This window comes from Butyricimonas sp. Marseille-P3923, assembly GCF_900184685.1.
GTDB classification, from domain to species: domain Bacteria; phylum Bacteroidota; class Bacteroidia; order Bacteroidales; family Marinifilaceae; genus Butyricimonas; species Butyricimonas muris.
The window spans coordinates 138,344-162,911 of sequence record NZ_FXXL01000005.1 but is presented as its reverse complement, the minus strand read 5'-3'; the positions used below and the strand labels follow the sequence as shown (position 1 = coordinate 162,911).

At 44.5% G+C, this 24,568-nt stretch carries 20 protein-coding genes and 1 riboswitch; of the genes, 17 read left to right on the top strand and 3 right to left on the bottom strand.

Features of this window, described 5'->3' with window-relative positions:
* Positions 1-181: 181 nt before the first annotated feature.
* From CS948_RS04315 to CS948_RS04280, 8 genes are all read left to right on the top strand, one after another.
* Complete coding sequence (locus CS948_RS04315; RefSeq protein WP_004289225.1) at positions 182-1,075, top strand: phage integrase SAM-like domain-containing protein; 894 nt, start codon at positions 182-184, stop codon at positions 1,073-1,075.
* Between the two features lie 46 nt (positions 1,076-1,121).
* Complete coding sequence (locus CS948_RS21960) at positions 1,122-1,451, top strand: hypothetical protein (RefSeq protein WP_004289226.1); 330 nt, start codon at positions 1,122-1,124, stop codon at positions 1,449-1,451.
* Positions 1,452-1,837: 386 nt separating this feature from the next.
* Positions 1,838-2,030: riboswitch (cobalamin riboswitch) on the top strand.
* A 154-nt stretch (positions 2,031-2,184) separates the two neighbouring features.
* Positions 2,185-3,102 carry a DUF4465 domain-containing protein gene (locus tag CS948_RS04305; RefSeq protein WP_004289228.1) on the top strand — a complete coding sequence of 306 codons (918 nt, stop codon included), beginning with the start codon at positions 2,185-2,187 and terminating at the stop codon, positions 3,100-3,102.
* A gap of 64 nt (positions 3,103-3,166) precedes the next feature.
* Entirely contained in the window at positions 3,167-4,948 is a 1,782-nt protein-coding gene (locus CS948_RS04300) for a PKD-like domain-containing protein (RefSeq protein ID WP_004293827.1), read from the top strand.
* 14 nt (positions 4,949-4,962) lie between these two features.
* The gene (locus CS948_RS04295) at positions 4,963-7,053 is read left to right on the top strand and encodes a lipoprotein (protein ID WP_004311297.1); all 2,091 of its coding nucleotides are present in this window, start codon (positions 4,963-4,965) and stop codon (positions 7,051-7,053) included.
* Between the two features lie 28 nt (positions 7,054-7,081).
* Positions 7,082-8,182 (top strand): YncE family protein, encoded by a 1,101-nt coding sequence (locus tag CS948_RS04290; protein WP_004293828.1) that lies wholly within the window; start codon positions 7,082-7,084, stop codon positions 8,180-8,182.
* An 18-nt stretch (positions 8,183-8,200) separates the two neighbouring features.
* A complete protein-coding gene (locus tag CS948_RS04285; protein ID WP_004311295.1) occupies positions 8,201-10,279 on the top strand; it encodes a TonB-dependent siderophore receptor in 2,079 nt (692 codons plus the stop codon).
* An 11-nt stretch (positions 10,280-10,290) separates the two neighbouring features.
* Positions 10,291-11,430, top strand: coding sequence for an ABC transporter substrate-binding protein (locus CS948_RS04280; RefSeq protein ID WP_004289233.1), 1,140 nt, complete (start codon positions 10,291-10,293; stop codon positions 11,428-11,430).
* Here CS948_RS04280 and CS948_RS21840 read toward each other — a convergent pair.
* Positions 11,412-11,597 (bottom strand): hypothetical protein, encoded by a 186-nt coding sequence (locus CS948_RS21840; protein WP_255301881.1) that lies wholly within the window; start codon positions 11,595-11,597, stop codon positions 11,412-11,414. The genes CS948_RS04280 and CS948_RS21840 overlap by 19 nt on opposite strands.
* On the opposite strand from CS948_RS21840, the gene CS948_RS04275 reads away from it, so the two are divergent.
* Genes CS948_RS04275 through CS948_RS04265 form a run of 3 tightly spaced genes read left to right on the top strand, consistent with a single transcriptional unit; the run spans position 11,521 to position 13,729 of the window.
* Positions 11,521-12,411, top strand: coding sequence for an iron ABC transporter permease (locus CS948_RS04275; protein WP_255301878.1), 891 nt, complete (start codon positions 11,521-11,523; stop codon positions 12,409-12,411). The two genes, CS948_RS21840 and CS948_RS04275, sit on opposite strands and share 77 nt — an antisense overlap.
* A complete protein-coding gene (locus CS948_RS04270) occupies positions 12,408-13,166 on the top strand; it encodes an ABC transporter ATP-binding protein (protein ID WP_004289235.1) in 759 nt (252 codons plus the stop codon). Before CS948_RS04275 ends, CS948_RS04270 begins: the two co-directional genes overlap by 4 nt.
* Positions 13,163-13,729, top strand: coding sequence for a DUF2284 domain-containing protein (locus tag CS948_RS04265; RefSeq protein ID WP_004289236.1), 567 nt, complete (start codon positions 13,163-13,165; stop codon positions 13,727-13,729). The genes CS948_RS04270 and CS948_RS04265 overlap by 4 nt, the downstream gene beginning before the upstream one ends.
* 583 nt (positions 13,730-14,312) lie before the next feature.
* Here the strand turns inward: CS948_RS04265 and CS948_RS04255 are convergent.
* On the bottom strand, positions 14,313-14,522 hold the full coding sequence (locus CS948_RS04255; protein WP_005829337.1) for a hypothetical protein: 210 nt from the start codon (positions 14,520-14,522) through the stop codon (positions 14,313-14,315).
* Between the two features lie 121 nt (positions 14,523-14,643).
* Here CS948_RS04255 and CS948_RS04250 point away from each other — a divergent pair, with 121 nt between their 5' ends.
* The 3 genes from CS948_RS04250 to CS948_RS04240 all read left to right on the top strand — a co-directional run bounded on the left by CS948_RS04250 (position 14,644) and on the right by CS948_RS04240 (position 16,358).
* On the top strand, positions 14,644-15,060 hold the full coding sequence (locus tag CS948_RS04250) for a DUF3408 domain-containing protein (RefSeq protein ID WP_004327094.1): 417 nt from the start codon (positions 14,644-14,646) through the stop codon (positions 15,058-15,060).
* A gap of 29 nt (positions 15,061-15,089) precedes the next feature.
* Complete coding sequence (locus CS948_RS04245) at positions 15,090-15,494, top strand: DUF3408 domain-containing protein (RefSeq protein WP_004315818.1); 405 nt, start codon at positions 15,090-15,092, stop codon at positions 15,492-15,494.
* 75 nt (positions 15,495-15,569) lie between these two features.
* A complete protein-coding gene (locus CS948_RS04240; RefSeq protein ID WP_004311277.1) occupies positions 15,570-16,358 on the top strand; it encodes a ParA family protein in 789 nt (262 codons plus the stop codon).
* Between the two features lie 108 nt (positions 16,359-16,466).
* Here CS948_RS04240 and CS948_RS21595 read toward each other — a convergent pair whose 3' ends face one another.
* Positions 16,467-16,628, bottom strand: a complete 162-nt coding sequence (locus tag CS948_RS21595) for a hypothetical protein (protein ID WP_153862836.1) — start codon at positions 16,626-16,628, stop codon at positions 16,467-16,469.
* 987 nt (positions 16,629-17,615) lie between these two features.
* Between CS948_RS21595 and CS948_RS04235 the strand changes: the two genes are divergently transcribed.
* The 3 genes from CS948_RS04235 (at position 17,616) to CS948_RS04220 (ending at position 24,562) form a co-directional block, all read left to right on the top strand.
* Positions 17,616-19,496: a carboxypeptidase-like regulatory domain-containing protein gene (locus tag CS948_RS04235; RefSeq protein WP_004327093.1), complete on the top strand. Its 1,881-nt coding sequence runs from the start codon at positions 17,616-17,618 to the stop codon at positions 19,494-19,496.
* A 910-nt stretch (positions 19,497-20,406) separates the two neighbouring features.
* Positions 20,407-23,277 carry a TonB-dependent receptor gene (locus CS948_RS04225; protein WP_004311273.1) on the top strand — a complete coding sequence of 957 codons (2,871 nt, stop codon included), beginning with the start codon at positions 20,407-20,409 and terminating at the stop codon, positions 23,275-23,277.
* A 13-nt stretch (positions 23,278-23,290) separates the two neighbouring features.
* Positions 23,291-24,562 carry a DUF4876 domain-containing protein gene (locus tag CS948_RS04220; protein WP_004312956.1) on the top strand — a complete coding sequence of 424 codons (1,272 nt, stop codon included), beginning with the start codon at positions 23,291-23,293 and terminating at the stop codon, positions 24,560-24,562.
* The last annotated feature ends 6 nt before the right edge of the window (positions 24,563-24,568 follow it).

The following is a 24,568-nucleotide window of genomic DNA, read 5'->3' as shown; positions in this document are numbered from 1 at the left end:
TATGGGATAGGTCTTGTTCATTCGATCCGGTAGACTACTATACATAAAAGTATAAAGGCGAGATACGACAAGGAGATGCCATGCTTTTGTGTAAGGGGAATCTCTCTTAGCTTATCGCAGACCATGTATAGCTAAGTGTTTTGAGAATAAACAGTCTGTAAAAAACGGAAAGACACCGATTATGGGCCGTATCACCATCAATGGAACCCAAGCCGGTTTCAGTTGTAAGAAAGAAGTGTCCCTCGCTTTGTGGGACGTCAAAACCAACCGGGCCAAAGGCAAGTCCGAGGAGGCCCGTACACTCAATCAGGAGCTTGACAATATCAAGGCGCAAATCACCAGGCACTACCAGTACATCTGCGACCACGACAGTTTTGTTACAGCCAAGAAAGTCTATAACCGCTATGTCGGCTTCTCAGAGGAATGCCACACCCTTATGAACCTTTTCAGGGAACAGCTGGAACCGTATAAAAAGAAAATCGGCATAGAGAAAGCCGAAAGCACCTACTGCGGTCTGGTTGCCGATTACAAGAGTCTCCTGCTTTTCATGAAAAGCAAGAAGAATGCAGAGGATATTGTCATCGAAGAACTTGAGAAATCATTCATCGAGGATTACTACAACTGGATGCTCGGTACATGCGCTTTGGCAAACTCCACTGTCTTCGGGCGTGTCAATACCTTGAAGTGGCTGATGTATATCGCGCAGGAAAAAGGCTGGATACGGGTTCATCCGTTCGCATCATTCGAGTGTATGCCCGAATACAAGAGGCGTTCTTTCCTTTCCGAAGAGGAACTGCAAAGGATAATCCATATAGAACCGAGATACAAACGCCAGCGTGCCATGCGCGACATGTTCCTGTTCATGTGCTTCACCGGTCTTTCCTATGTGGACTTGAAAGCCATAACATACGATAATATCCATACCGACTCCGACGGCGGTACATGGCTGATGGGCAACCGTATAAAAACGGGAGTGGCGTATGTCGTAAAATTATTGCCCATTGCTATCGAACTGATTGAAAAATATAGGGGTACGGATGAAAAGAAAGACTCCCCGAATGTGTCTTTCCGGTAGGTGAATACAATGCCATGCGGCTCAGTCTTGGAATCATAGGCAGGAAATGCAACTCCGGGGCGAGGTCACCCCGCACATCGGACGCCACGCATTTGCCGTTCTGGCCATACTCAAGGGGATGCTGCTGGAAACTCTTCAGAAAGTGTTTGGGCATAAGTCCATCACATACGTCCTGCGCATCCATTCACTTGTCCGGCGCAGGCGGGGCAATCTTTTTCTGGAAGTCGCCCATCTGTACGACCAGCGTGCTGACCAGCTTTCTCAACTCCTAATACGCGCTTGTTTCAATAATTGTCAGTTCCATACTAAAATTCTTTTTAAGATTCTGAATATGCGACAAAGTAACGCACATCCTATATCCTTTCCAAACAGATAATATCAGAGTCTTCCGTTGGCGTGCATTGGCGTATCCAACGTTAAAAGAGAAGGTCCTTCACCTGCATCCATGCGGCAACGGAACTTCCATTCCCTTACTTGTTTTCCATAAATTTATAGGATTAATTTCTGGTGCATGATATTAATAGTCATTATTCTGTCTGCTTTTTTTGCTTGCATAATTGCAGCTAACAGTTATCTATTCCAGAACGCATTGTTATGGAAAATGGCAAGCTGTTTTGTTGGTTTATGGATATTGTGTATGATAATTACCGTCTTCGTTTGTCGTAAACTTGAATGCTCTAATTAAAACAGTACGGTTGTCATGCTTTGTGTGTTTTATTATAAATATTATGAATTATTTGGAATTGATATGTAATATAGATAATTTTGCAGTCGGGAAATGGTTTCGGGAGGTTTACGCCTTCCGAATGAAAAGGGAACCCGGTGAAAATCCGGGACAGTACCCGCTGCTGTGAGTCCACAAAAACGGACATCGAACTTTTGCCACTGGTGTAATACCGGGAAGGCACGATGACCGGGACGAGTCAGAAGACCTGCCATGACCGGAATGAGATTTACACCTGCGGGATATACGGGTCGTAATCAAATAAGGAATAGCTCATCGGCCATTCAATATTTGAAGACAGACATATTCCCGTTCGTGTAAGTCCGCACGAACGGGAATTTTTTGTGTTTGTTAATAATATGTTTTACATTAAAATGAGTGACCTATGAAAAGAAAATTACGCTTTCTGGCAGGTGCCTGTCTATTTACCGCAACCGCCTTGTTCTCTGGCTGTAGCTCGGACGATGACTTTTTGATGGACCCGGTTGATTCCGGAACTTCGCAAACCCGTGCTGTGACAAATTCGGACGGTACTTTAACTATCACTTTCGATGATTTCGATCCCGGCATGTTAGCAGGACCTACCTCGGCCGGAGAAAATCTTTATTCGTACCAAGGGTATCCTCAAGTAACCACCATTTACGACAATACTCCGGAAGAATATCTCTTCCTTTCAATGTTTAATACTGTAGGTGGAAGCACAGAGTATTCCAGCGGCGGCATCGCACTTTCCAACTGGAACATCCGCTCCAATCAGTCGGGAAATACCGGAGACTGGTGGTATTCTTATCTAAACCAATGTTCTGTCTATAACACTGCGGTGGAAGCGGAAGGACAGAATAAGGAAGCCGGGCACAGCGGTTCCAATTTCGGTGTCGTTTACGGATATGTGGATGCTTACAATCAGGCATGGATGGCTAAACCAGAATTTTATTTCAATGTTCCCCGGAAATTGGTCGGCCTGTGGATCTGCAACACCTCATACACTTATGGTGTCATTACTTATGGTAATCAGTTCGGTTCTACGGGGGTAGCGACTCCTCTGAAAGAGATGAAAGGGTATTTCCAAGTGAATCTGGAATGTTATGATGCGAATGGCGGTCTGATCCGCACTTACAAACGTCTTTTAGCCGATTATCGTAACGGCCAACAACAGGTTGATCCTATCACGACATGGGATTATTGGGAAATCAATGCCGAAGGGGTGCAAAGTGTGAAATTCAACTTCGAGGGTTCGGATTCGGGAGCATACGGTTTGAATACTCCGGCTTATATCTGTATTGATGATATCACCATACAATAAAAAGAATACAAGGATATCCCTTCTGTCGGGGGTATCCCTGTTATTTTTCTAAAATCCACACATCATGCATCGTTTTCACTATTTTATTATTTCTGCCTGTATGCTGTTCACCTCCTGCAACAAGGATGAAGTCATTACCGAAGAAGTAGGAGGACAACCTATAATAGAACTTGACAGCGAGACCGGTATTTACACGGTCAAGGTCGATCACGAATTGACTATCGCCCCGACATACCAGAATGTTGAAGATGCTCTTTTTGCTTGGACGATAGACGGTACGCTGGTTTCTTCGGGTCCGTCTCTTCAACGTACATGGAATGAATGCGGGGATTTTTATGTCAAACTAAGAGTAGACAATGCGGAAGGCTATGCCGAAGAGGAACTGAAAGTAGAAGTGAAAGAACTCACCCCTCCGGTCATCTCACTGGCACTACCTTCGCAGGGGCTAAAAGTCGTCCGGAATACCGATTACACATTTACTCCCGATATTCAGCATTCGGATGTCGAAGGGTTCAAAATCGAATGGGTACGGGAAGGAAAAATCGTTTCCACCGAGAATACTTATACTTTCAATGAAAAAGAACTCGGTGTTTATACGGTGACAATCAACGCTTCCAATATAGATGGGACAACAACGAAAGACGTAAGCGTAGAGGTCGTGGAAACGATGCCCTACGTTGTCAAATTCCCGACCCCGTCTTACCTGCAAACATCCACGGACAGGTACACTTTTGCCGACCGTCCTGTTTTCCTGCGTCCGTTGTTGGAGTATTTCGACAATCCCCGTTTTGAGTGGAGTGTGGACGGTCAGGTCATGGAAGGAGAAGTGGAACGCATGTTCAAGTTCACGCCGTCCGCACCCGGAGAATACACCGTCTCCTGTACTGTGTCGGAAGACACACCGACGGAAAAAATAAGCAGGAATATCGACAAAGGGAAAACGGCTGTCACTGCCACCGTAAAAGTCGTTTGTGTGGACAAAAAGGAACAAGACGGCTTCCGGGCTTCGGGAAGTTCCAAGCTCTGGAATAAAGTCTATGAATATACCCCAGCTCCCGGCCAATTTATCAACGAGACGAGCACGATAGGCGGTATGACCGGCAACGAAACATCCCCTGAAGCGGCTGTCGCATGGGCAACACAGCGTTTGAAAGACAAACTGCACGTCTCTTTAGGTTCTTTCGGGGGTTATATCATCGTCGGCTTCGACCACAGTATTCCCAATTCGGGTAACCAATATGATTTCTGTGTTCAGGGGAACGCCTTTGACGGCAGTTCCGAACCGGGTATCGTATGGGTCATGCAAGATATAAACGGAAACGGATTGCCGGATGACGAGTGGTACGAACTGAAAGGATCTGAAGCAGGCAAGGAAGAAACAATACAGAATTTTGAAGTGACCTATTACCGTCCGGAAGGCAAAAAAATGGATGTCCAATGGATCAGTTCCGACGGTAGAAACGGCTGGGTAGACTATCTGTCCGCTTATCATACACAAGACTATTATTATCCGGCTTGGATTTCGGAAAACAGTTATACCCTGACAGGCACTTGTCTGGCCGCCCGCAACACCCAAGATTCTCAAACCGGTTATTGGGATAATCAGAGTTATGACTGGGGGTACGTGGATAATTTCGGAAACGACCAGATAGAAGGCGGCAGTACGGTGGATGGAAGCGGACAAAGGAACGGTTTCAAAATTTCCAATGCCATCCATGCCGATGGAACGGAAGCCAATCTGCAATATATTGACTTTATCAAAATACAATGCGGTGTTCTGGCCAAAAGCGGCTGGCTGGGCGAAGTTTCTACGGAGGTATTTTCTTTTGAGGATCTAACCAAATAATAAAAATTACAAGTATGAAAATTTATTTTCTTCCCATGCTCCTATCCTTGTTCTTTTTGGGAGCGTGTGACAAAAACGATGAAATTATACCTGAAGATGCAGATGAAAATTTCATCACATCGGTCGTGATGACCGTGGACGGGAAATCGTACACGGCCGACATTACGGACAATACAGTAACAATAACCGTTCCCTATACGGTATCGCTGAACAACGCCGAAGTGGAATTCAAGTACACAACTTCTGCAACAATCATACCTGATCCTGAAACGGTAACGGACTGGGATAACGAACGAACCTTCCGGGTGACATCCTATAACGGAGATGCCCGCGAATATACCTATAAGGTCGTGAAAAGCGAGATAGAATCTGACGGAGATGTGGAGTTGAAGACCACCGAGGAGGTAGCTTCTTTTGCCGCAACCAAAACAACCGTTGTCAAAGGGAACCTGATTATCGGCTCTGATGCGGAAGAGGCAGAAAAAATCACTGACATATCTGCATTGGCATCTTTGAAAGAGGTTACTGGCAACATTGTCATTCGTAACAGTTACAACGGTGCAGACTTGACAGGGTTGGATAATATCGTTTCTGCCGGAGGTTTACAGGTAGGTTCGACCGATGTCGCCTCGAAAGCTACGGAACTTCACATGATTTCCATGAAAGCATTGGAAACGCTCTCCGGAGACATATCGGTATATAACGACCAAGTGACGTATGTCCTATTCGAGAAACTGGCAACTATTGAAGGAAGCGTGATGTTCAATGCGTCGTCGTTACAGAGTTTTGAGTTTCCGGTTCTGACTACTGTAGGTCAGGATCTGAATCTTCAAGGACTCAATGAAGAGAACACAGCAGCCGGTTCGATTGCGTCTTTGGAAATACCGGAACTGACAAGTGTCGGAGGGGTCTTGTCCGTAAACAATCTTGCCAAGCTGACTTCCATGAGCTTCCTTAAGCTGAAAGAGACCGGTGGCCTTGATTTCCATACCGTCCCCGTGATGTTGGAAACCATCAACCTTCCGGAAATCGAAACAGTAAACGGAAGTATTATTATGGAAGCCAATATGGAAGCTCCTCCTACCGGTAGTTTTGTTCCCCAACGAAATGACGTGCTTCAGGCTTTCGGTGGAATGGACAAACTGACAACGATAAAGGGACAGATAAAGATAAAGAATTTCACGGCACTCAAACAACTTCCCGACTGGAGCAAGATCACCACACTTGGAAGCATCACGCTGGATTATCTTGAAGATGTGAGCGGAACACTGCTGTTGCCGAACGCCCGATTTGAAACCTTCGGAGAAACAGCGCCCCAGATTGAAATTATAAACAAGGTGCAGCTCTCCAAAATTGAAACAGCCGAAGATTTGTCAAATGTAAATTTTGTCATCACCAGTCTCACGAATAATAAGTTCCCTGAAATCACGTTCAAGAATATCAAAGACTTCACTTGTAAGCCAACCACCAACAATACCGATTATACCATATCGACAATTCAACATGTATATGGAAATCTAAATGTGACAGGCCAAATGCGAAGCAATGCCAAATTTCCCGACTTGGAAATCATAGATGGATATGGATATATCCAAATACCCATGTTTGCTTCAATCACAATGCCAGTCTTGAAAGAAGTGGGAGGACAGTTCTATTTATCTGGAAATTTTACCAGTTGTAACTTGCCCTTACTATCCAAAGTTTGTTGTTCAGCTTCTCCTGTATATTATAAAGAGGGAGAGGGTTCGTTAGCAATATCTTTACAAAGTAAATCGCTGGATATTCCGGAATTGCTTCACGTAGGAGGTGAAGGGTTGTTCGTTAATAAAGCAACAGGCATTACTTGTGATAAATTACAGACTATAGATGGTACGCTACAGATAAAAAGTGCGACTTCTCTTTCTCAGGAAACACTTTCCATGGAGAAGTTGGAGACCTTGCATGGGGTTGTTTTTGACGGTTTGACGAAATTTACCGACTACACTTTCTTCGGCAAGTTTATAGAAAACGGAATGATTACGGGGGAAAGTTGGAGCGTGACGAAATGTGGGTATAACCCAACCTTCCAAAATATGAAGGACAAACAATATACGCAGCAGGATTAAACCTTATACCTTAACCAGAGTACCCGTAATGATTCGGGTACTCTTTTTTATCCGAATGACAATGAGCAGAACAATACAACGGATTTGCCTTTTTCTTTTCTGCCTGCCAGTTTTCGGCAGTTGCATGAAATGGGATTACGGAGAGATGGAAGATTTCTCTGTATCGGCCTCTGGTCTTTTCATTACCAACGAGGGGAATTTCCAGTACAGCAATGCCACGCTTTCCTACTACGATCCCGCCACGTGCGAAGTGGAGAATGAAGTGTTTTACCGTGCCAACGGGTTCAAGTTGGGCGATGTGGCCCAGTCTATGGTTATCCGGGACGGTATAGGCTGGATCGTGGTGAACAACTCGCATGTGATTTTCGCCATCGACATCAATACTTTCAAGGAAGTGGGCCGTATCACAGGTTTCACCTCACCCCGGTATATCCATTTTCTGTCGGATGAGAAAGCCTATGTGACGCAGATATGGGACTACCGTATCTTCATCATCAACCCCAAGACATACGAGATTACCGGCTATATCGAATGTCCAGACATGGACATGGAATCGGGTTCCACCGAACAAATGGTACAATACGGCAAGTACGTCTATGTGAACTGCTGGTCGTACCAGAACCGCATCCTGAAAATCGACACGGAGACGGACAAGGTCGTGGACGAACTGACCATCGGCATACAACCTACTTCGCTGGTCATGGACAAATACAACAAGATGTGGACCATCACGGATGGCGGTTACGAGGGCAGCCCATACGGTTACGAGGCACCGTCTCTCTATCGTATAGACGCCGAGACTTTCACCGTAGAGAAACAGTTCAAGTTTAAGCTGGGCGACTGGCCTTCGGAAGTCCAGCTCAACGGTACACGGGATACACTTTACTGGATCAACAACGATATTTGGCGAATGCCGGTGGAAGCCGACCGTGTTCCCGTCCGGCCTTTTCTGGAGTTTCGGGACACCAAATACTACGGCCTTACGGTCAATCCCAACAACGGGGAGGTATATGTGGCCGACGCTATTGATTACCAGCAACAAGGTATCGTGTATCGCTATTCGCCGCAAGGCAAGCTGATCGATGAATTTTACGTGGGAATCATTCCGGGAGCTTTCTGCTGGAAATAACGAGGAAGGAGGACAAAAATGAAAAGACATCTTATTCTATTGTTCGTGGGGGTAAGCCTGCCCTTTCTGCTTGCCGCCCAGCAGAAAAATTCCGTCAGCATTACCAAAAGGGTACTACGTATTCCGGAGGTTACGGTGGTGGGCAAACGACCTATGAAGGATATAGGCGTGCAACGAACCCGTTTCGATTCCATCGCCATGAAAGAGAACATCGCCTTGTCTATGGCCGATGTGCTGACATTCAACTCATCCGTTTTTGTCAAGAACTACGGACGCGCCACGTTATCCACCGTGGCTTTCCGGGGTACCTCTCCCTCGCATACCCAAGTGACGTGGAATGGTATGCGCATTAACAACCCGATGCTGGGCATGACGGATTTTTCCACCATCCCTTCTTACTTTATCGATGATGCCTCGCTGCTGCACGGAACGTCATCGGTAAACGAAACGGGCGGCGGCTTGGGTGGTCTGGTCAGGCTCTCCACTTCTCCGGCCAACCATGAAGGGTTCGGGTTGCAGTACGTGCAGGGAGTGGGGTCGTTCAGCACGTTCGACGAGTTTCTCCGCCTGACCTACGGTGACAAACACTGGCAGTCCTCCACCCGTGTGGTGTATTCCTCTTCCCCCAACGACTACAAATACCGAAACCGGGACAAGAAGGAAAACATCTATGACGAGGACAAGAACATCATCGGTTCCTATTACCCGACGGAACGCAACCGCAGCGGGGCTTATAAGGATCTGCACGTCTTGCAGGAAATTTATTATAACACGGGCGAAGGCGACAAGTTCGGGCTAAACGCCTGGTATATCAATTCCAACCGGGAACTGGCGATGCTCAGCACGGATTACGGGAACGACATGGACTTCGAGAACCGCCAAAGGGAGCAGACGTTTCGCGGCGTCCTCTCGTGGGATCGCGTGCGGGAGAAATGGAAGGTCGGTGTAAAAGGCGGCTATATACACACATGGATGGCCTATGATTACAAGCGGGACAAGGGAAACGGCGAAATGGCTTCGATGACCCGCTCACGCAGTAAGATTAACACGTTCTACGGAAGTGCGGACGGGGATTATGCTCCTTCAGAGAAATGGCTGTTCACGGCCGGTGTTTCCGTACACCAGCATTTGGTGGAAAGCGCGGACAAAAATATCATCTCGCAGGAAGGTAACAAGGCTGTTGTCGGGTATGACAAGGGACGTGTCGAGTTTTCCGGTTCCGTTTCTGCGAAATGGCGGCCTGTCGATCGTTTTGCCGCCTCGCTTGTCCTTCGCGAGGATATGTTCGGTACGGAATGGGCCCCGGTTATCCCGGCTTTCTTCATCGACGGGGTACTGTCGAAAAAAGGCAATATCGTGGCGAAAGCATCCATCTCCCGGAACTACCGTTTTCCCACGCTGAACGACCTCTATTTTCTGCCGGGCGGTAATCCCGACCTGAAAAGCGAGCACGGCTTCACATACGACGTGGGGTTGTCGTTCTCGGTGGGGAAAGAAAATGTATATGCTTTGAGCGGTGGTATCAACTGGTTCGATTCGCACATCGACGACTGGATCATCTGGCTACCCACAACCAAGGGATTCTTCTCCCCCAGAAACCTCAAAAAGGTACATGCTTACGGGGCAGAGACCAACGCCCACCTTGATATAATGCTCGGAAAGGACTGGAAACTGGATATGAACGGAACTTTCTCGTGGACTCCCTCGATCAACGAGAGCGAACCGATGAGTCCGGCAGACCAATCCGTCGGCAAACAGTTGCCATACGTGCCGGAGTTTTCCGCAACGGTGACCGGACGTCTGTCATGGCGGACATGGAGCCTGCTTTACAAATGGTGTTATTACAGCCAGCGTTATACCATGTCGAGTAATGACTATACCCTGACGGGCTATCTGCCCCCTTACTTCATGAATAACGTGACACTGGAAAAACAGCTCTCTTTCCGATGGGCCGATCTGTCGCTAAAGGGCAGCATCAACAACCTGTTCGATGAAGAATACCTTTCCGTATTGTCCCGTCCCATGCCGGGCATCAATTTCGAGATATTCATCGGCATAACACCCAAGTTCGGAAAAAACAAAAATAGTAAACGATAATCTGCATCAATATGAACGCATTAAAGAATTTAAGCCTGATTTTGTTGCTTTCTCTGGCATTTACAGGCTGCCACAACAAAAGCTCAAAAATCAATGATTTCAACCTGCTGCTTTATGCTCCCGAATATGCCTCCGGCTTCGACATCAAAGGGGCGGGCGGGAAGGAAAGCGTACTGATAACCGTCAGGAATCCCTGGCAGGGAGCGGACAGTGTAACCACATGGCTGTTTATCGTCCGCAACGGTGAAGAGGTTCCCGAAGGGTTTGCAGGACAGGTACTCAAAGGAGACGCCAAACGTATCGTGGCGATGTCTTCCACTCATATCGCCATGCTTGACGCAATCGGTGAAGTCCGGTGTATAACCGGCGTTTCGGGAATCGACTACATTTCCAACCCAGACATCCAAGCCCGCCGCGACAGTATTGGCGATGTCGGCTATGAAGGGAACATCAACTACGAGTTGCTGCTCTCGCTCGATCCCGACCTCGTTCTGCTCTATGGGGTGAACGGCGCAAGCGCAATGGAAAGCAAACTCGAAGAACTCGACATACCGTTCATGTATGTCGGCGATTATCTTGAAGAGTCGCCTCTCGGCAAGGCCGAATGGATGGTAGTGCTTTCAGAAGTCACAGGAAAACGTGAGAAGGGTGAAAAAGCCTTTGCCGCAATCCCGGTCAGATACAACGCCTTGAAAAAGAAAGTGGCCGACAGTACCCTCGGCACTCCTTCGGTTATGCTTAATGTTCCCTATGGCGACTCGTGGTTCATGCCTTCAACCCAAAGTTATGTAGCCCGCTTGATTACTGATGCGGGAGGCCGCTATATCTACCAGAAGAACACGGGAAACGCTTCTATCCCCATTGACTTAGAAGAAGCATATCTGCTCGCGTCGGATGCGGACATGTGGTTGAACGTGGGAATGGCGAACTCCCTTGACGACTTGAAGGCATCATGTCCGAAATTCACCGATACCCGATGTTTCAAAAATGGAGAGGTGTATAACAACAACGCCCGTACCAACACAGCCGGGGGTAACGACTATTACGAGTCTGCCGTCGTGAATCCTGACATCGTGCTCCGCGACCTCGTGAAGATATTCCATCCTGAACTGGTGCAGGAAGAGTGTGTGTATTACAAGCAACTGAAATAGATGCGTTCCCGTTCGACTATATTATTCTCCATATTGATTACGCTCACGGTCGGTCTTTTTTTACTGGACTTGGCCGTGGGAGCTGTCAACATTCCGATCCGCGATGTATGGGCAGCACTGACCGGGGGAAATTGTTCCCGTGCCACGGAAAAAATCGTACTCAACATACGCCTCATAAAAGCTATAGTGGCACTGTTGGCCGGGGCTGCCTTATCGGTCAGCGGTCTTCAGATGCAGACCCTCTTCCGTAATCCTCTTGCCGGTCCCTATGTCCTTGGCATCAGTTCCGGTGCAAGTCTCGGTGTGGCACTTGTGGTACTTGCCGGGATCGGTTCATCAATAGGCATTGCCGGAGCAGCGTGGGTGGGTGCGGCTGTCGTGTTGCTCGTGATAACTGCCGTCGGACAGCGAATAAAAGACATCATGGTAATCCTGATTCTGGGCATGATGTTCTCATCGGGCGTAGGTGCTGTCGTGCAGATATTGCAGTACCTCAGCAAAGAGGAATCGCTGAAAGCCTTTGTCATTTGGACGATGGGGGCTTTGGGTGACGTCACCTCCGGACAACTTCTGATTCTTGTTCCATCGGTGTTTGCCGGACTGCTGTTGGCTGTACTGACCATCAAACCGCTTAACCTCCTGCTGTTCGGAGAGGAATATGCCGTAACAATGGGACTGAATATTCGGCGTTCACGCAGCCTGTTGTTTCTCTCGACAACGCTGCTCGCCGGAACGATAACCGCTTTTTGCGGTCCGATAGGTTTCATAGGTCTCGCTATGCCTCATGTCACAAGAATGCTTTTCCAAAATAGCGATCATCATGTCCTTCTGCCCGGAACAATTCTTTCGGGAGCATCGATATTGCTTCTTTGCGACATCATTTCTAAAATATTCACCTTGCCGATCAACGCCATTACAGCTCTATTGGGAATCCCAATCGTCGTATGGGTGGTTTTACGCAACAAATCCATCACCGCATGATAGAATTACAGCATTTTTCCATAGGTTACAAAGAAAACTCGTTGCTCCACGAGGTAAATGCCACGATAAAAAAAGGTCAACTGACAGCCCTTATCGGAAGAAACGGGACAGGAAAATCGACGTTGCTCCGCGCCATAGCCGGTCTGAACCGGTGTTATTCCGGAAAAATCATTCTCGACGGGCACGACATCGCCTGCATGAAAACCGAAGATATGGCAAAAACGCTGGCTGTCGTCACGACCGAGCGCACGCGCATCGCCAACCTGCGGTGCAAGGATGTCGTAGCCATAGGCCGTGCTCCTTATACCAACTGGATAGGTAGGATGCAAGAAACAGATAAGGAGATAGTCATGCAATCGCTCATTTCGGTGGGAATGGAGGCTTATGCAAACCGCACGATGGATAAAATGTCGGATGGCGAATGCCAGCGTGTGATGATTGCTCGTGCATTGGCACAGGATACTCCTATCATTCTCCTTGATGAACCGACTTCCTTTCTTGACATGCCTAATCGCTACGAACTTGTGGCGTTGCTTCGTAGGCTTGTCCACGACGAGAAAAAATGTATCATGTTCTCGACACATGAACTTGACATCGCGTTGTCCATGTGCGATTCGATAGCATTGTTAGATACCCCGAATTTAAGTTGCTTGACCGCGTCTGAAATGCAGAAAAGCGGATACATTGACAGACTTTTCCAAAATGAAAACATCCGTTTCGACTCCTTATGCGGTACAATGATTTTGAAACAATGAGTATATACACTGTAGAAAATTTTACTTCAGACATCACTGTTGAAGGATACATCGCCGAATTCCGTGACGAACCACATTTTCTTGAACTTTGCAAACAATGTACCAATTACGGTAAAAGTTGGGGGTGTCCTCCATTTGATTTTGATACGGAATCGTTTCTCCGACAATACAAGTATGCACATCTTATGGCAACGAAGATAATCCCTGAAGACAAAGATATTCCGATTGAATATACACAAAAACTCATTTTACCGGAACGGATACGAATCGAGAGCGAATTATTGGATATGGAACGGAAATATGGAGGGCGTTCATTTGCCTATATAGGTAAATGTCTTCACTGCTCAGATAACGAGTGTACGCGTAACTGCGGCACACCATGCCGACACCCGGAAAAAGTGCGTCCGTCACTCGAAGCCTTCGGATTTGACATAGCCAAAACGCTTTCTGAACTTTTTAACATCGAACTTCTTTGGGGAAAGGATGGCAAATTACCTGAATATCTTGTTCTCGTAAGCGGATTTTTTCATAATGAATACGAACTTTGCAACATAGCATACTAATGATTCGGACATGAAATAAACAGACAAACTAACCACATTCGGTTCAATCTGTTTTGTGATTTCAAATGAATTATAGTTAGATATGTAAAAAGCGACGCTGGAGCTTGAAATAAGTAACGGTTTATCGGTGTATTCTCCGTTAAACCGTCCTGTTTTCGTTAAACGAAAACACAACTTGCTGTCCGCAGGAGCGGACCACATTTATCCAATAATTATTGTGTATTAGCCCATTGTATGGCTATTCTCCTGTGATTTACGAGGCATTTCCATCAGGTGTTTGCCGGCTGCTCTCCCCATAAAAGGGTGGATATCTCTCCATAATCATATGACTTACGTCCATAATTCGGGAATAAGGAGGCGAATATACGGGAAATCTGCCCTTTACATGCCCTATTGTCCATTAATGGATTGTTACTTCTACACATCTACAAATGGAGAGCGGCAGTGAGCCGTATATGGTTTATGGTTTTTCTGCATTATCTTCATTAATGGATTACTACTTCTACACTTCTGCAAATGGAGAATGTAGCCGTGTACACCTTATGGTCTTCCTTCATAATTCTCCATTAACGGATTAATACTTTTACACTCCCATAGACCGATAATTTAAGAATCCGTATCCGGACGGATGCGCGCTCTCACGCCTGCCCATAAGGATTAAAAAGGAACGGTGGACAAGGAAACGGAATCCCGCTCGCTTTTCCACACCACTACGGGCCTCTGATGTCGCCTCCGCATAGGAAGAACCGTCCGAACGGAACGGCATCTCCGTCCCCCCCGTCATGTGTATCATGACAATAACTGACTTTGGATGACTATAAGTGACAGGTGGTTTCATCCTGTTCTCTTCTTCCTTTATTTTGTATTCCGAGACAATACCAGTTGTGTAATTTAATAATTTAAGATTTTAAAATATGGATTCAGAAAAGGAAAAGAACCGGCTTTCCGATATCGTTCTCGAGAGGGTCGGACTCACGGGGAACCTTCTGTCAGCTCCCGTTTCCCCATCCCTGGAACCAGTGGTGGAGATACCAAGTCATGGAAGTCAGGTCCGGGCAGGGAAAGTGACAGGTCCGGAGGAATACAAGAGGAGGTTTCTGGTTCCCGCTCCCAGAGCCGCTGAGTGGAAGACCGCCTACATTGATGGGAGACTGCACCGCCGGATCGCCATGCTGGTCAGGGCCGCCGGCTGCGGCAGCATCTCCGGTTTTATCATCCGGTTGTTGGAACTCCATATGGAGGAACACAGGGAGGACATCGCCTCCCTGCTCGGTGAGGTCTACCGTCCCTGGGATGAGGACGGACAGCCGGGAGGAACACCTCGCCGATAAAACGTTGTCATTGTCCAAGAAGGCATATCATGACAGGAAAGAACGTAAAAGAGCGGATTGGTCTTGGCGGGATGGACGCGGACCGCATCCGTGAGATCATGGGGGAAGCGCCTGCCTGTCCCCGGAAGAGACGTGGAACGTCCGGTAACGACATTATACGTCCCGCAAGGAAAAATGGCCCCATGCAACCGTCCGTCTACGGGGAGGAATACCTGCATGGCATTGCGGGCGTGCAGCGTCGGTCGCTGCATATTCCCGCCGCCCTGCACCGGAAACTGTCCATCCTGGCGGGAGCCTCGAGAAACGGAAAGGTCACTCTGGAGGGGTTCATCAACCACCTTGTCTCGCGGCATCTGGAAGAATACAGGGAAACGACGGACATGATTCTGGAGGAGTCCCTGCCCGGCCCGGTCATAAAGGCTCGTCCCCCATGACAGGGGATCTCCCCCGATGGGAGCATTATTTTTGTTTCTGAAACAATAGTGTTTAACTTTTAATGAAAAAGAAGTATGATGAAAAAAGAAAAAGAGTTGTTGGTTGCCATCGCCAGCCAGAAGGGTGGCGTGGGAAAATCCGTCTTTACGGTACTGCTGGCCAGTGTCCTGCATTACCGCAAAGACGTGCGTGTGGCGGTTGTGGACTGTGACTCCCCGCAGCACAGCATCGCCCTGATGCGTGAGAGGGACATGGAGAATGTCATGAAAAATGACGACCTGAAGGTGAACCTGTACCGGCAGTACGAAAGAATCCGTAAGCCTGCCTATCCGGTCATCAAAAGCGACCCGGAAAAGGGGGTGGAAGACCTGCGGCGTTATATGGACGAAAAAGGGGAGACTTTCGATATCGTGCTCTTCGACCTTCCCGGAACGCTCCGCAGCGAGGGGGTGGTTCATACCGTTGCCGCGATGGACTATATCTTTGTCCCGCTCAAGGCGGACAATATCGTCATGCAGAGTTCCCTGCAGTTTACCAAGGTGCTGGAAGAGGAGCTGATCGCCAAGGGGAACTGCAACTTGAAAGGAATCCGGCTGTTCTGGAACATGGTGGATAGAAGGGGACGGAAGAATTTGTATGATGCCTGGAACCGGGTCATCCACAGGATGGGGCTGCGGCTGCTGTCCTCACACATTCCGAACACCCTCCGCTACAACAAGGAGGCGGACCCTGTCTGTAAGGGTGTCTTTCGTTCCACGCTGTTTCCACCCGATCCCCGTCAGGAGAAAGACTCCGGCCTTCCTGAACTGGTGGAGGAGATATGCCATGCCATCGGTCTGGAGGAATCCGATACCGAGCGGTAGCGGATGATAGGATACAGACACCTTGAATAAGGGCTTTTAGCCTAAGATAAAGTAAGATAATTGCATGATAATAAGTTTTTTACAGATGTGACTTCTCCTATAAAAGCATTACCTTAGTAGTGTAATGTGCGCCAAGAGGTCACACAAGTAATTGTTCAGCATCGTGTCTGAACCTATTGTTCCATCAATAGTAGCCTGAAGAGGCGTACGTGACTGGCAACGGTCGGGTGCGAAGCCCTCTTGACAACGACGTTCCAACCTAAGCATCATAGGCGAAGAATGTCAAAGCTGACTGATATGAGTAACCTAAGTGAATCGCCGTACCATCGTGACTATGAATTAGCTCACGGATATTTATGGGCCATTCCAAAAGGCAAGCAGTCAGGATAGTACGCTGTTACATCGTGCTACACGGATGTCGCACTGCTGGTGGATAGGCGGAGTCTAAGTCGGTCGTCAGTTATTTGTGCGAAACTTGGTAAGCCCGTATCTCTCCCGTCAGCCAATAACCGATGGGTGGCCAATTGTAAGAGCGGCCGAATGAGGTGCGGGTAAAGGATTGTGGAGAAAGCGAATGCCATGGTGTAATGCCCTGGATAAAGGTTTCAACGTCACCCTACGCGAAAGCGGGCAGACTTCCACAGGGTAATTCTTTGTGAAACGAATTGTAGAACTTCAAGTATAAAGAAACAGCAAAGGAACAAGGCGCAAGCCGAGTGTGCATCTTCAGCCGGACGCAAAACCGTGTGGAAAGGAATAGACTTCGCACGATGCGAACGTAAGGTATCAATCGTTCACTGACTGCTATGTTCGGTATTAATGCAGACTGAATCCTTAATCATTTATCCAAACTCTTGAAATATCAAAGCCTGATTTAAGTGCAGATAACTGATAGAGTTTGGATAAATGGAAAGTTTGAATAAAATACATTATTATCAATTTCTACAGATATTTTTCCTTGCGCTCACACCCCACTGCATATTTGAGAAAACAGAATGATTTAACATACTATTTTTCATATCCAATCTTTTTTAATACTCCCCATGATAATACTCACTATAAAAAGTCCAATCGAATAATTTTACGCGGTGATAAATGAAATTAATAGAAAGCGATTACCTTTGAAGAAAAAGTCTGTAATTTGGTCAAGAGAAAAGTACAATAGGTCAAAACATGGATATTATAATTCGCTTTATTTGCACTACCATTTTAAATCTAATTGTATTAATCCTTATTATAAACTTTAATATCTGCACTATGAAGAGAAAAGTACTATTAAGCACATTGTTTCTAATACTACATTTCACTGTAGCATTAGCACAGCAAGTAACTATTTCAGGGCAAGTGTTGGATGAGAAGAGTGAACCTCTTATCGGTGCCACGATAAATATCGAAGGTACCACCAATGCAGTAATCACCGATTTAGAAGGAAAGTTCACGATAAAAGTACTTCCTTCTGAAAAACTGGTCATCAGTTATCTGGGATATAAGCCCAAAACTATCACTATCGGAAAGAACCGAAGATTTGATATCATTCTAGACCCTTCAGTCACAGAGATGGATGAGGTGGTTGTTGTAGGCTATGGTAGCCAGCGAAAAAGTGATATTGCAACCGCCGTTGCTTCTGTGAATATAAAAGATATTGTAAACAGTAGTTCTACGCAGACGTTGCAAGCACTACAAGGCAAAATCAGCGGAGTACAGATTATCCCCACAGACGGTTCATTGTCAAGCGGAATGACTTTCAGAATCAGAGGTGTCAACTCCGTCACAGGAGGAACCCAGCCTCTCTTCGTCATTGATGGTGTACCAATGCCTACTCAACAGATCACCAATGAAGATACCGAAACGGTAAACAATCCTCTGCTGGGACTGAATCCAAATGATATTGAATCCAATTTGAATTATTGGAATCCTCGTCCTATCAAAAAGGATAATCCATATTTGACCGTCCAAAGGAAGCTCTCTCCACAGACTGTGGAGGATTTCGCCAATAGACTGTTCATCTACCAGGTAGGAAAAAACAATCATATCGGCTTTCCATTCCGCAAACCCTCCCAGATGGAAATCCTTAACTTTGAAATGAGGAACTATTTTGCAGAGACCAATACCAATTATAAAGCCTTTGCCACGGGTGGTGACAAGGCACAAAGCTGTTGGATGGCCAATTTTGTTCCTTTTGACAAGGTTACAGACATATATCTCTTTGAATCCGCTATTGACGCAATGAGTTTCTACGAAATAAACCATTATACTAAAGAAACCACATGCGCATTCATAAGCACGGGGGGATATGTCACCAAATCCCAAATAGAGAATATAAGCCGTATATTCCCATCTGATAAGGTAAAGTGGAATTGTTGCTATGACAATGATGCCAGCGGTAATGGTTTTGACATCACCACAGCATATTATCTCAAAGGTGAGGAATGTAAAGCTTTTGCAAGGACCAACACTGGAGACACATATAAGACCATCTATTTAAGTTTCCCGGATGGAAACACACAGACCTTCAAAGAAGATGCATTTTCCTCCGGCGAGTATCTTAAACAACATGGTATAGACAATGTAAATATCATCAAACCTTCACGGTACAAAGATTGGAATGAGCTTCTTGTCTATTACAAAAGATTTGATTTGAACCTGGGTCCAGGAATGAAATTCATCCCGGCTATCGAAAAGACCATATCCCAACTGAATCTAAGAGGATATGAACAATTGGCCAATAGTATCAGTTCTTCCACAAAAGAACTGGTGGATTCTCTGCTTGAGCAAGCCAATTACTGCATTTCCGCACCTCTTGCCGAGAGCGGCGCTTATACTCTTATGGTAGACTGTAATATCTTCATGGGGCTGGACACGATGGTACCGGTACCAAGCAACTTATATGTTATAGAAAAGTGCACGCAAAAAAAGATATCGGCACATGCCATAAATGAATTTCTTAAAAAAGAATATATAAACATTTTTAGAGACATGAGTTCATCTGATTTCAAAAATTTTCTAGAGAAAGACATCCTAACTTATACAAAGGGTGCTGTAGAAAAGAATTTTGAGAAAGTGATATTGACTTTCGGATGGAGCCTTAAACCTTCAATTCTAAAAAAAAAGAGTTTTGACTTAGAACATGGTATATAGCATAACAATACAGCATGATACCATAATAGTAGCTGTTTCAAGCAGACATGTTGTCACAATTCCTGCCAGGTTTAATGGAATGATTCTCGGGCTTTGGAACTTGATACAGATTTTCGTTGCCTACTGTAATGAGAATCCGAATTGGGTGAGTAATGTCCGGTCACTGTGGGGTGACCGATTCAAATAGGGACAGGTATGGAACGGATGCCTATTCATGCCCCTATTATAGCTGACACATGGACTTTTATACATTCTTGCACTTTTTAAGTGGGTAAAAAAGTACTATTTGTATTTTATACAAAAAATTGTTTGCTTAATGAAATGGAACATACATTGCCAATGATATTTAATACCTATATATAGGTATTAGATGCGTTTTTATACCCAAAAAATGGTATTTTTATAATCTTTTGTAATATCTAATTTTGCGTCCTAAAATAGATCTTTTATCGAAGAGAGATACAGTTTCCTTATATTTGAACTGGGGCTTCTGTAAAGTGCGATAAATATGAGGCTGGAACGGAGCTATCAGAAGAATTTTGGAGAAAATCCGTTTTTTAACTTAGTTAGATCTATCAATGAAAATATAAGTATTTATCTGCGTTGTATTAAGATATAGCATATCAGAACTACAACCATCCCGTTTTTTATTTAGATTTGCAGTTTGCTTTTAATCACTCAAGATCCGTATTACTATGTATGGAACTTAAATAAAGTACTAATATATATTGGATTTTCCTAAATATAATGCAGTTGCTATATTGTTAGACAACAGACGGTTGAGGTCTGTGAGATTATGCAACGGCACCAACAAAAACAACATGTATTTTTAATAATTTTAGTTTTGTTACACACAATGGTTTGTTTTAATTTAAAATTTACATATAATTTTGCATTATTAATAAATATGATGTTACTTATGAAAAAAGGTATTTTGGGGTGTAATATTATATACTTGTTTATACTTATTTGCATAGGAATTGCCCTCCCTATCAAATCGCAAAACAATTACAAAGTAAAACTTACAGGCACTGTTTATGAGTACGACCACAACAACAAGCGTTTGCCTTTAGAATTTGCAGCTGTGTCTATTCCTGAAATTGCACTAGGGACAACCTCTGATGAAAATGGTAGATACATACTGGAAAACGTACCTACTGGTAAAATTCGTATGCAAATTCAATATTTGGGCAAAGTCTCCATTGACACCTTAATAAATGTAAATAAGGATTTGGTTCTTAATTTTACAATGAGGAATGAGGATTTTAAGTTGAAAGAAGTTACAGTAACTGCAACCAACAGCCGTTCAGGCAAATCCACATCTTCTCACATTTCCCGCTCTGCTATGGACCATATGCAAGCGACCAGTTTATATGATGTAATGTCATTGATGCCAGGTGGAATTTCACAGAATCAAGATATGAGTTCGGCACAACAGATTAACATCCGTCAAGTTTCCAGTTCCAGTGGTCCGGAAGCTCCGATGAATGCTATGGGCACCGCAATAATTCGTGATGGTGCCCCCATCTCAAATAATGCTAATCTATCTGCGATGAGCCCTACGGTATTAAGTGGTACGGAAACACCCGCTTCATTGGCCGGAGGTGCCTCGCCGGCTGGTGGAACCGATGTTCGTAGTATTTCTACTGAAAATATAGAGTCTATACAAATCGTTCGTGGTATCCCTTCTGTTGAATATGGTGATCTGACCTCAGGAGCAGTAATTATTAATACAAAAGCTGGTCGTGAGCCGCTACGTGTCAAAGCAAAAGCCAATCCCAATATCTATCAGGTGTCTATGGGAACCGGTTTTGAACTTGGAAAAAAGAAAGGCGCTTTAAATGTAAGTGCAGATTATGCTTATAATACGAATAATCCAATATCCAGTTACCAGCACTATCAGCGTGCCACAACAAAGTTGCTCTATTCAAATACTTTCTTTAATAATAAGTTACGTACCAATTCCAGCTTTGATTTTATTTATGGTAAGGATCAACGTGAACGTAATCCTGATGATGAACAAACTAAAACAGCTTCGGAAGGCCGCGATATAGGTTTTACTTTGAATACCAATGGTACATGGAATATAAATAAGGGCTGGTTAAAAACACTACGCTATGTATTGTCAGGTACGTATATGGATAAAGACAGTTATTATGAAACCGTATACAGTTCTGCTACATCTCCTTATTCCATGACCACTACAAACGGTGCGGTACTTAGTAACTTTGCAGGTCAGCATATCTATGATGCCAATGGTAATCAAATTACTAATTTTGGACCGGAAGACATAAATCATTATGCTGTTTATCTACCAAGCAGCTATTTGGGACACTATGAGATCGATAGTCGTGAAGTTAATTTGTTTGCTAAAGTGACGAGTTCTCTATTCAAGGCGAGCGGTCATGTAAACAACCGCATCTTGATTGGTGCGGATTTCCGGAGTGACGGTAACGTTGGTAAAGGAAAAACTTATGACCCAAGTACTCCTCCTTATCGTAGTCAATACGGTCATAATTCATCTTTCCGTCCACGTAACTATAAGGATATTCCTTTCATTAACCAATTTGGTGCATATGTGGAAGATAATTTCAAATGGTCCATAAGCGGTACGCATGATTTGAACATTCAGGCTGGTGTGCGTTATGATCATACCTCAGTAGTAGGAGGCATTTTCTCGCCACGTGTAAATGCATCCATTGATTTGATTCCGAATCTATTAAGTCTTCAGGGAGGTTACGGTATTGCTGCAAAGATGCCTTCTCTTCTCTATTTATATCCAGAAAATGCATATTTTGAATATATCAATATAAATGAGCTTACCAATGAAAATATTCCGGAAAGCCAGCGCTTGTTTATGACTACCACAGAAGTTCGGCAAGTAGATAACTCAGATTTGAAGATTGCCCAAAATCATAAAGCAGAAGTCGGTTTTAATTTACGAGTGGGTAAAACCAATCTGAATGTAATAGCTTATAAGGAGCGTCTGAAGGATGGTTATGTAATGAGCCAAACCTTCAACACCTTCAATACATTTATCTACAATGAATACCAGCGCACAGAAAACGGGATAGAGCTTAGTAGTAGCCTACCGGTATTGTCTACTTATGCAAAACCAACTAATAATTTAAATATAGAAACTAAAGGTTTAGAATTTGATTTGAATATCGGACGTATTGATGCTATCCGTACGGCCTTCCAAATAAATGGCTCATGGATGCGTACTAAGAGTTGGCGTCAGGGTTATAGCTTCTATGACAATAGCGAAGATGCTGCTTCAGCCCGTAAACCGGTGGCCATTTATTCTCAAGAAGGCAATGCAAGTTACAAACAACAATTTGTAACGACTTTACGTGCCACTCACAATATCCCGCGTATCGGTTTTGTTGTTACGATGACAGCACAAGCTATTTGGCAGCAGTCTAATTGGAATACATTTGGAAACGATTCTATACCTGTGGGCTATTTAGCATTGGAAGATGCGTCTGTAAATATGTTTCCCAAGGGGAAATATACCACTACCCAGCAAGTAAAGGATGCAGGATATGGATATATGTTGAATAATGTAAGTCATAATAATGCTATAAAAGAATCATACAGTCCTTATTTTTGTTTTAACTTGAATGTAACTAAAGAAATTAGCAATATGCTACGTGTTTCTTTCTTTGCCAACAATATGTTCAGAAGTTATCCGCGCAGAGAATCCAAACGTAATCCGGGTTCATATATTCAATTGAATAACCGATTTTTCTTTGGGCTGGAATTATCACTCACTTTATAATGTTTAGGAAGTTATGAAAAAATATTTAATATATTTGTTTACATTGGCAAGTACCCTTTTGATAGGATGCGATTCGTTCAGGGACATGTCTGGCACAGCAGAAGTGAATCCTATCACAGTGGATGTATATTTGGATATTACCGTTGAAAATATATCCACACTGAAAGATCTGACTGTAAAGTTCGACAATTACGATGAAGATTTACATTATGTAAAAGAAGTAACTGATAATAGTGTGAAAGTTGACGGAATTATCCCCGGAATTTATTCGGTAACAGTATCCGGTACAGCGATCGATACAGAAAACAATGAATACTACATCAATGGCAATTCTGTAAATGCGGCATTATTTAAGCATGGTAGCGCATTGAATATTGAAGTACAAGGGCTTAAAGTGAGCCCATTAATATTCAAGGAGATTTATTATTGCGGTAGCCGTCCGGAAAAAGGAGGAGTCTATTTCCGAGACCAGTTCTATGAGATATACAATAACTCTGCTGACATTTTGTATTTGGACGGTATTTATTTCGCAAATTTAACTCCGGGTACAGCTACCACTAAATTACCTATTTGGCCGGAAGCGGACGGTAATAATTATGCATATGGAGAACGTGTGTGGAAATTTCCAGGAAATGGAACCGAATATCCGTTAGCGCCAGGTGAATCTTGCATCATTTCTCAATTTGCCGCTAACCATCAGTTGGACATCTATAACCCTCAAAGTCCTATAGACGGCAGTAGTTCTGAGTTTGAGTTTAATATGAATAATCCAAACTTCCCTGACCAGGCAGCTTATGATATGCAACATGTTTTCTACCAAGGAAAAGCAGAGATGGGAAGTATACCACAATATTTGACATCCGTATTCGGAGGTGCTTATGTGATTTTTCGTGTTCCTGAAGGAGAAGCTTGGGATCCGGTCAACGATGAAAATATGAAGACAACAGATCTTAGCAAACCGAACAGCAATGTTTATTATGCAAAAATACCTATTAAATATGTATTGGATGCTGTTGAAGCAGTAAACAATGAGTCAAAGATGAATGCAAAACGTGTCCCCGGTGTACTTGATGCAGGTATTACTTGGGTAGGAGCTACTTATTGCGGTTTAGGTATTGCTCGCAAATTGTCCACAGACGAAGAAGGTAATCCTATTATTCGCGAAGAAACAGGTACATATATATATCAGGATACAAACAACAGTACGGATGACTTTGAACGTGGCGTTGTTCCTGTAATGCGTCGTAATGGAGCAAAAATGCCTTCATGGAATCACACATTGTAATAATTA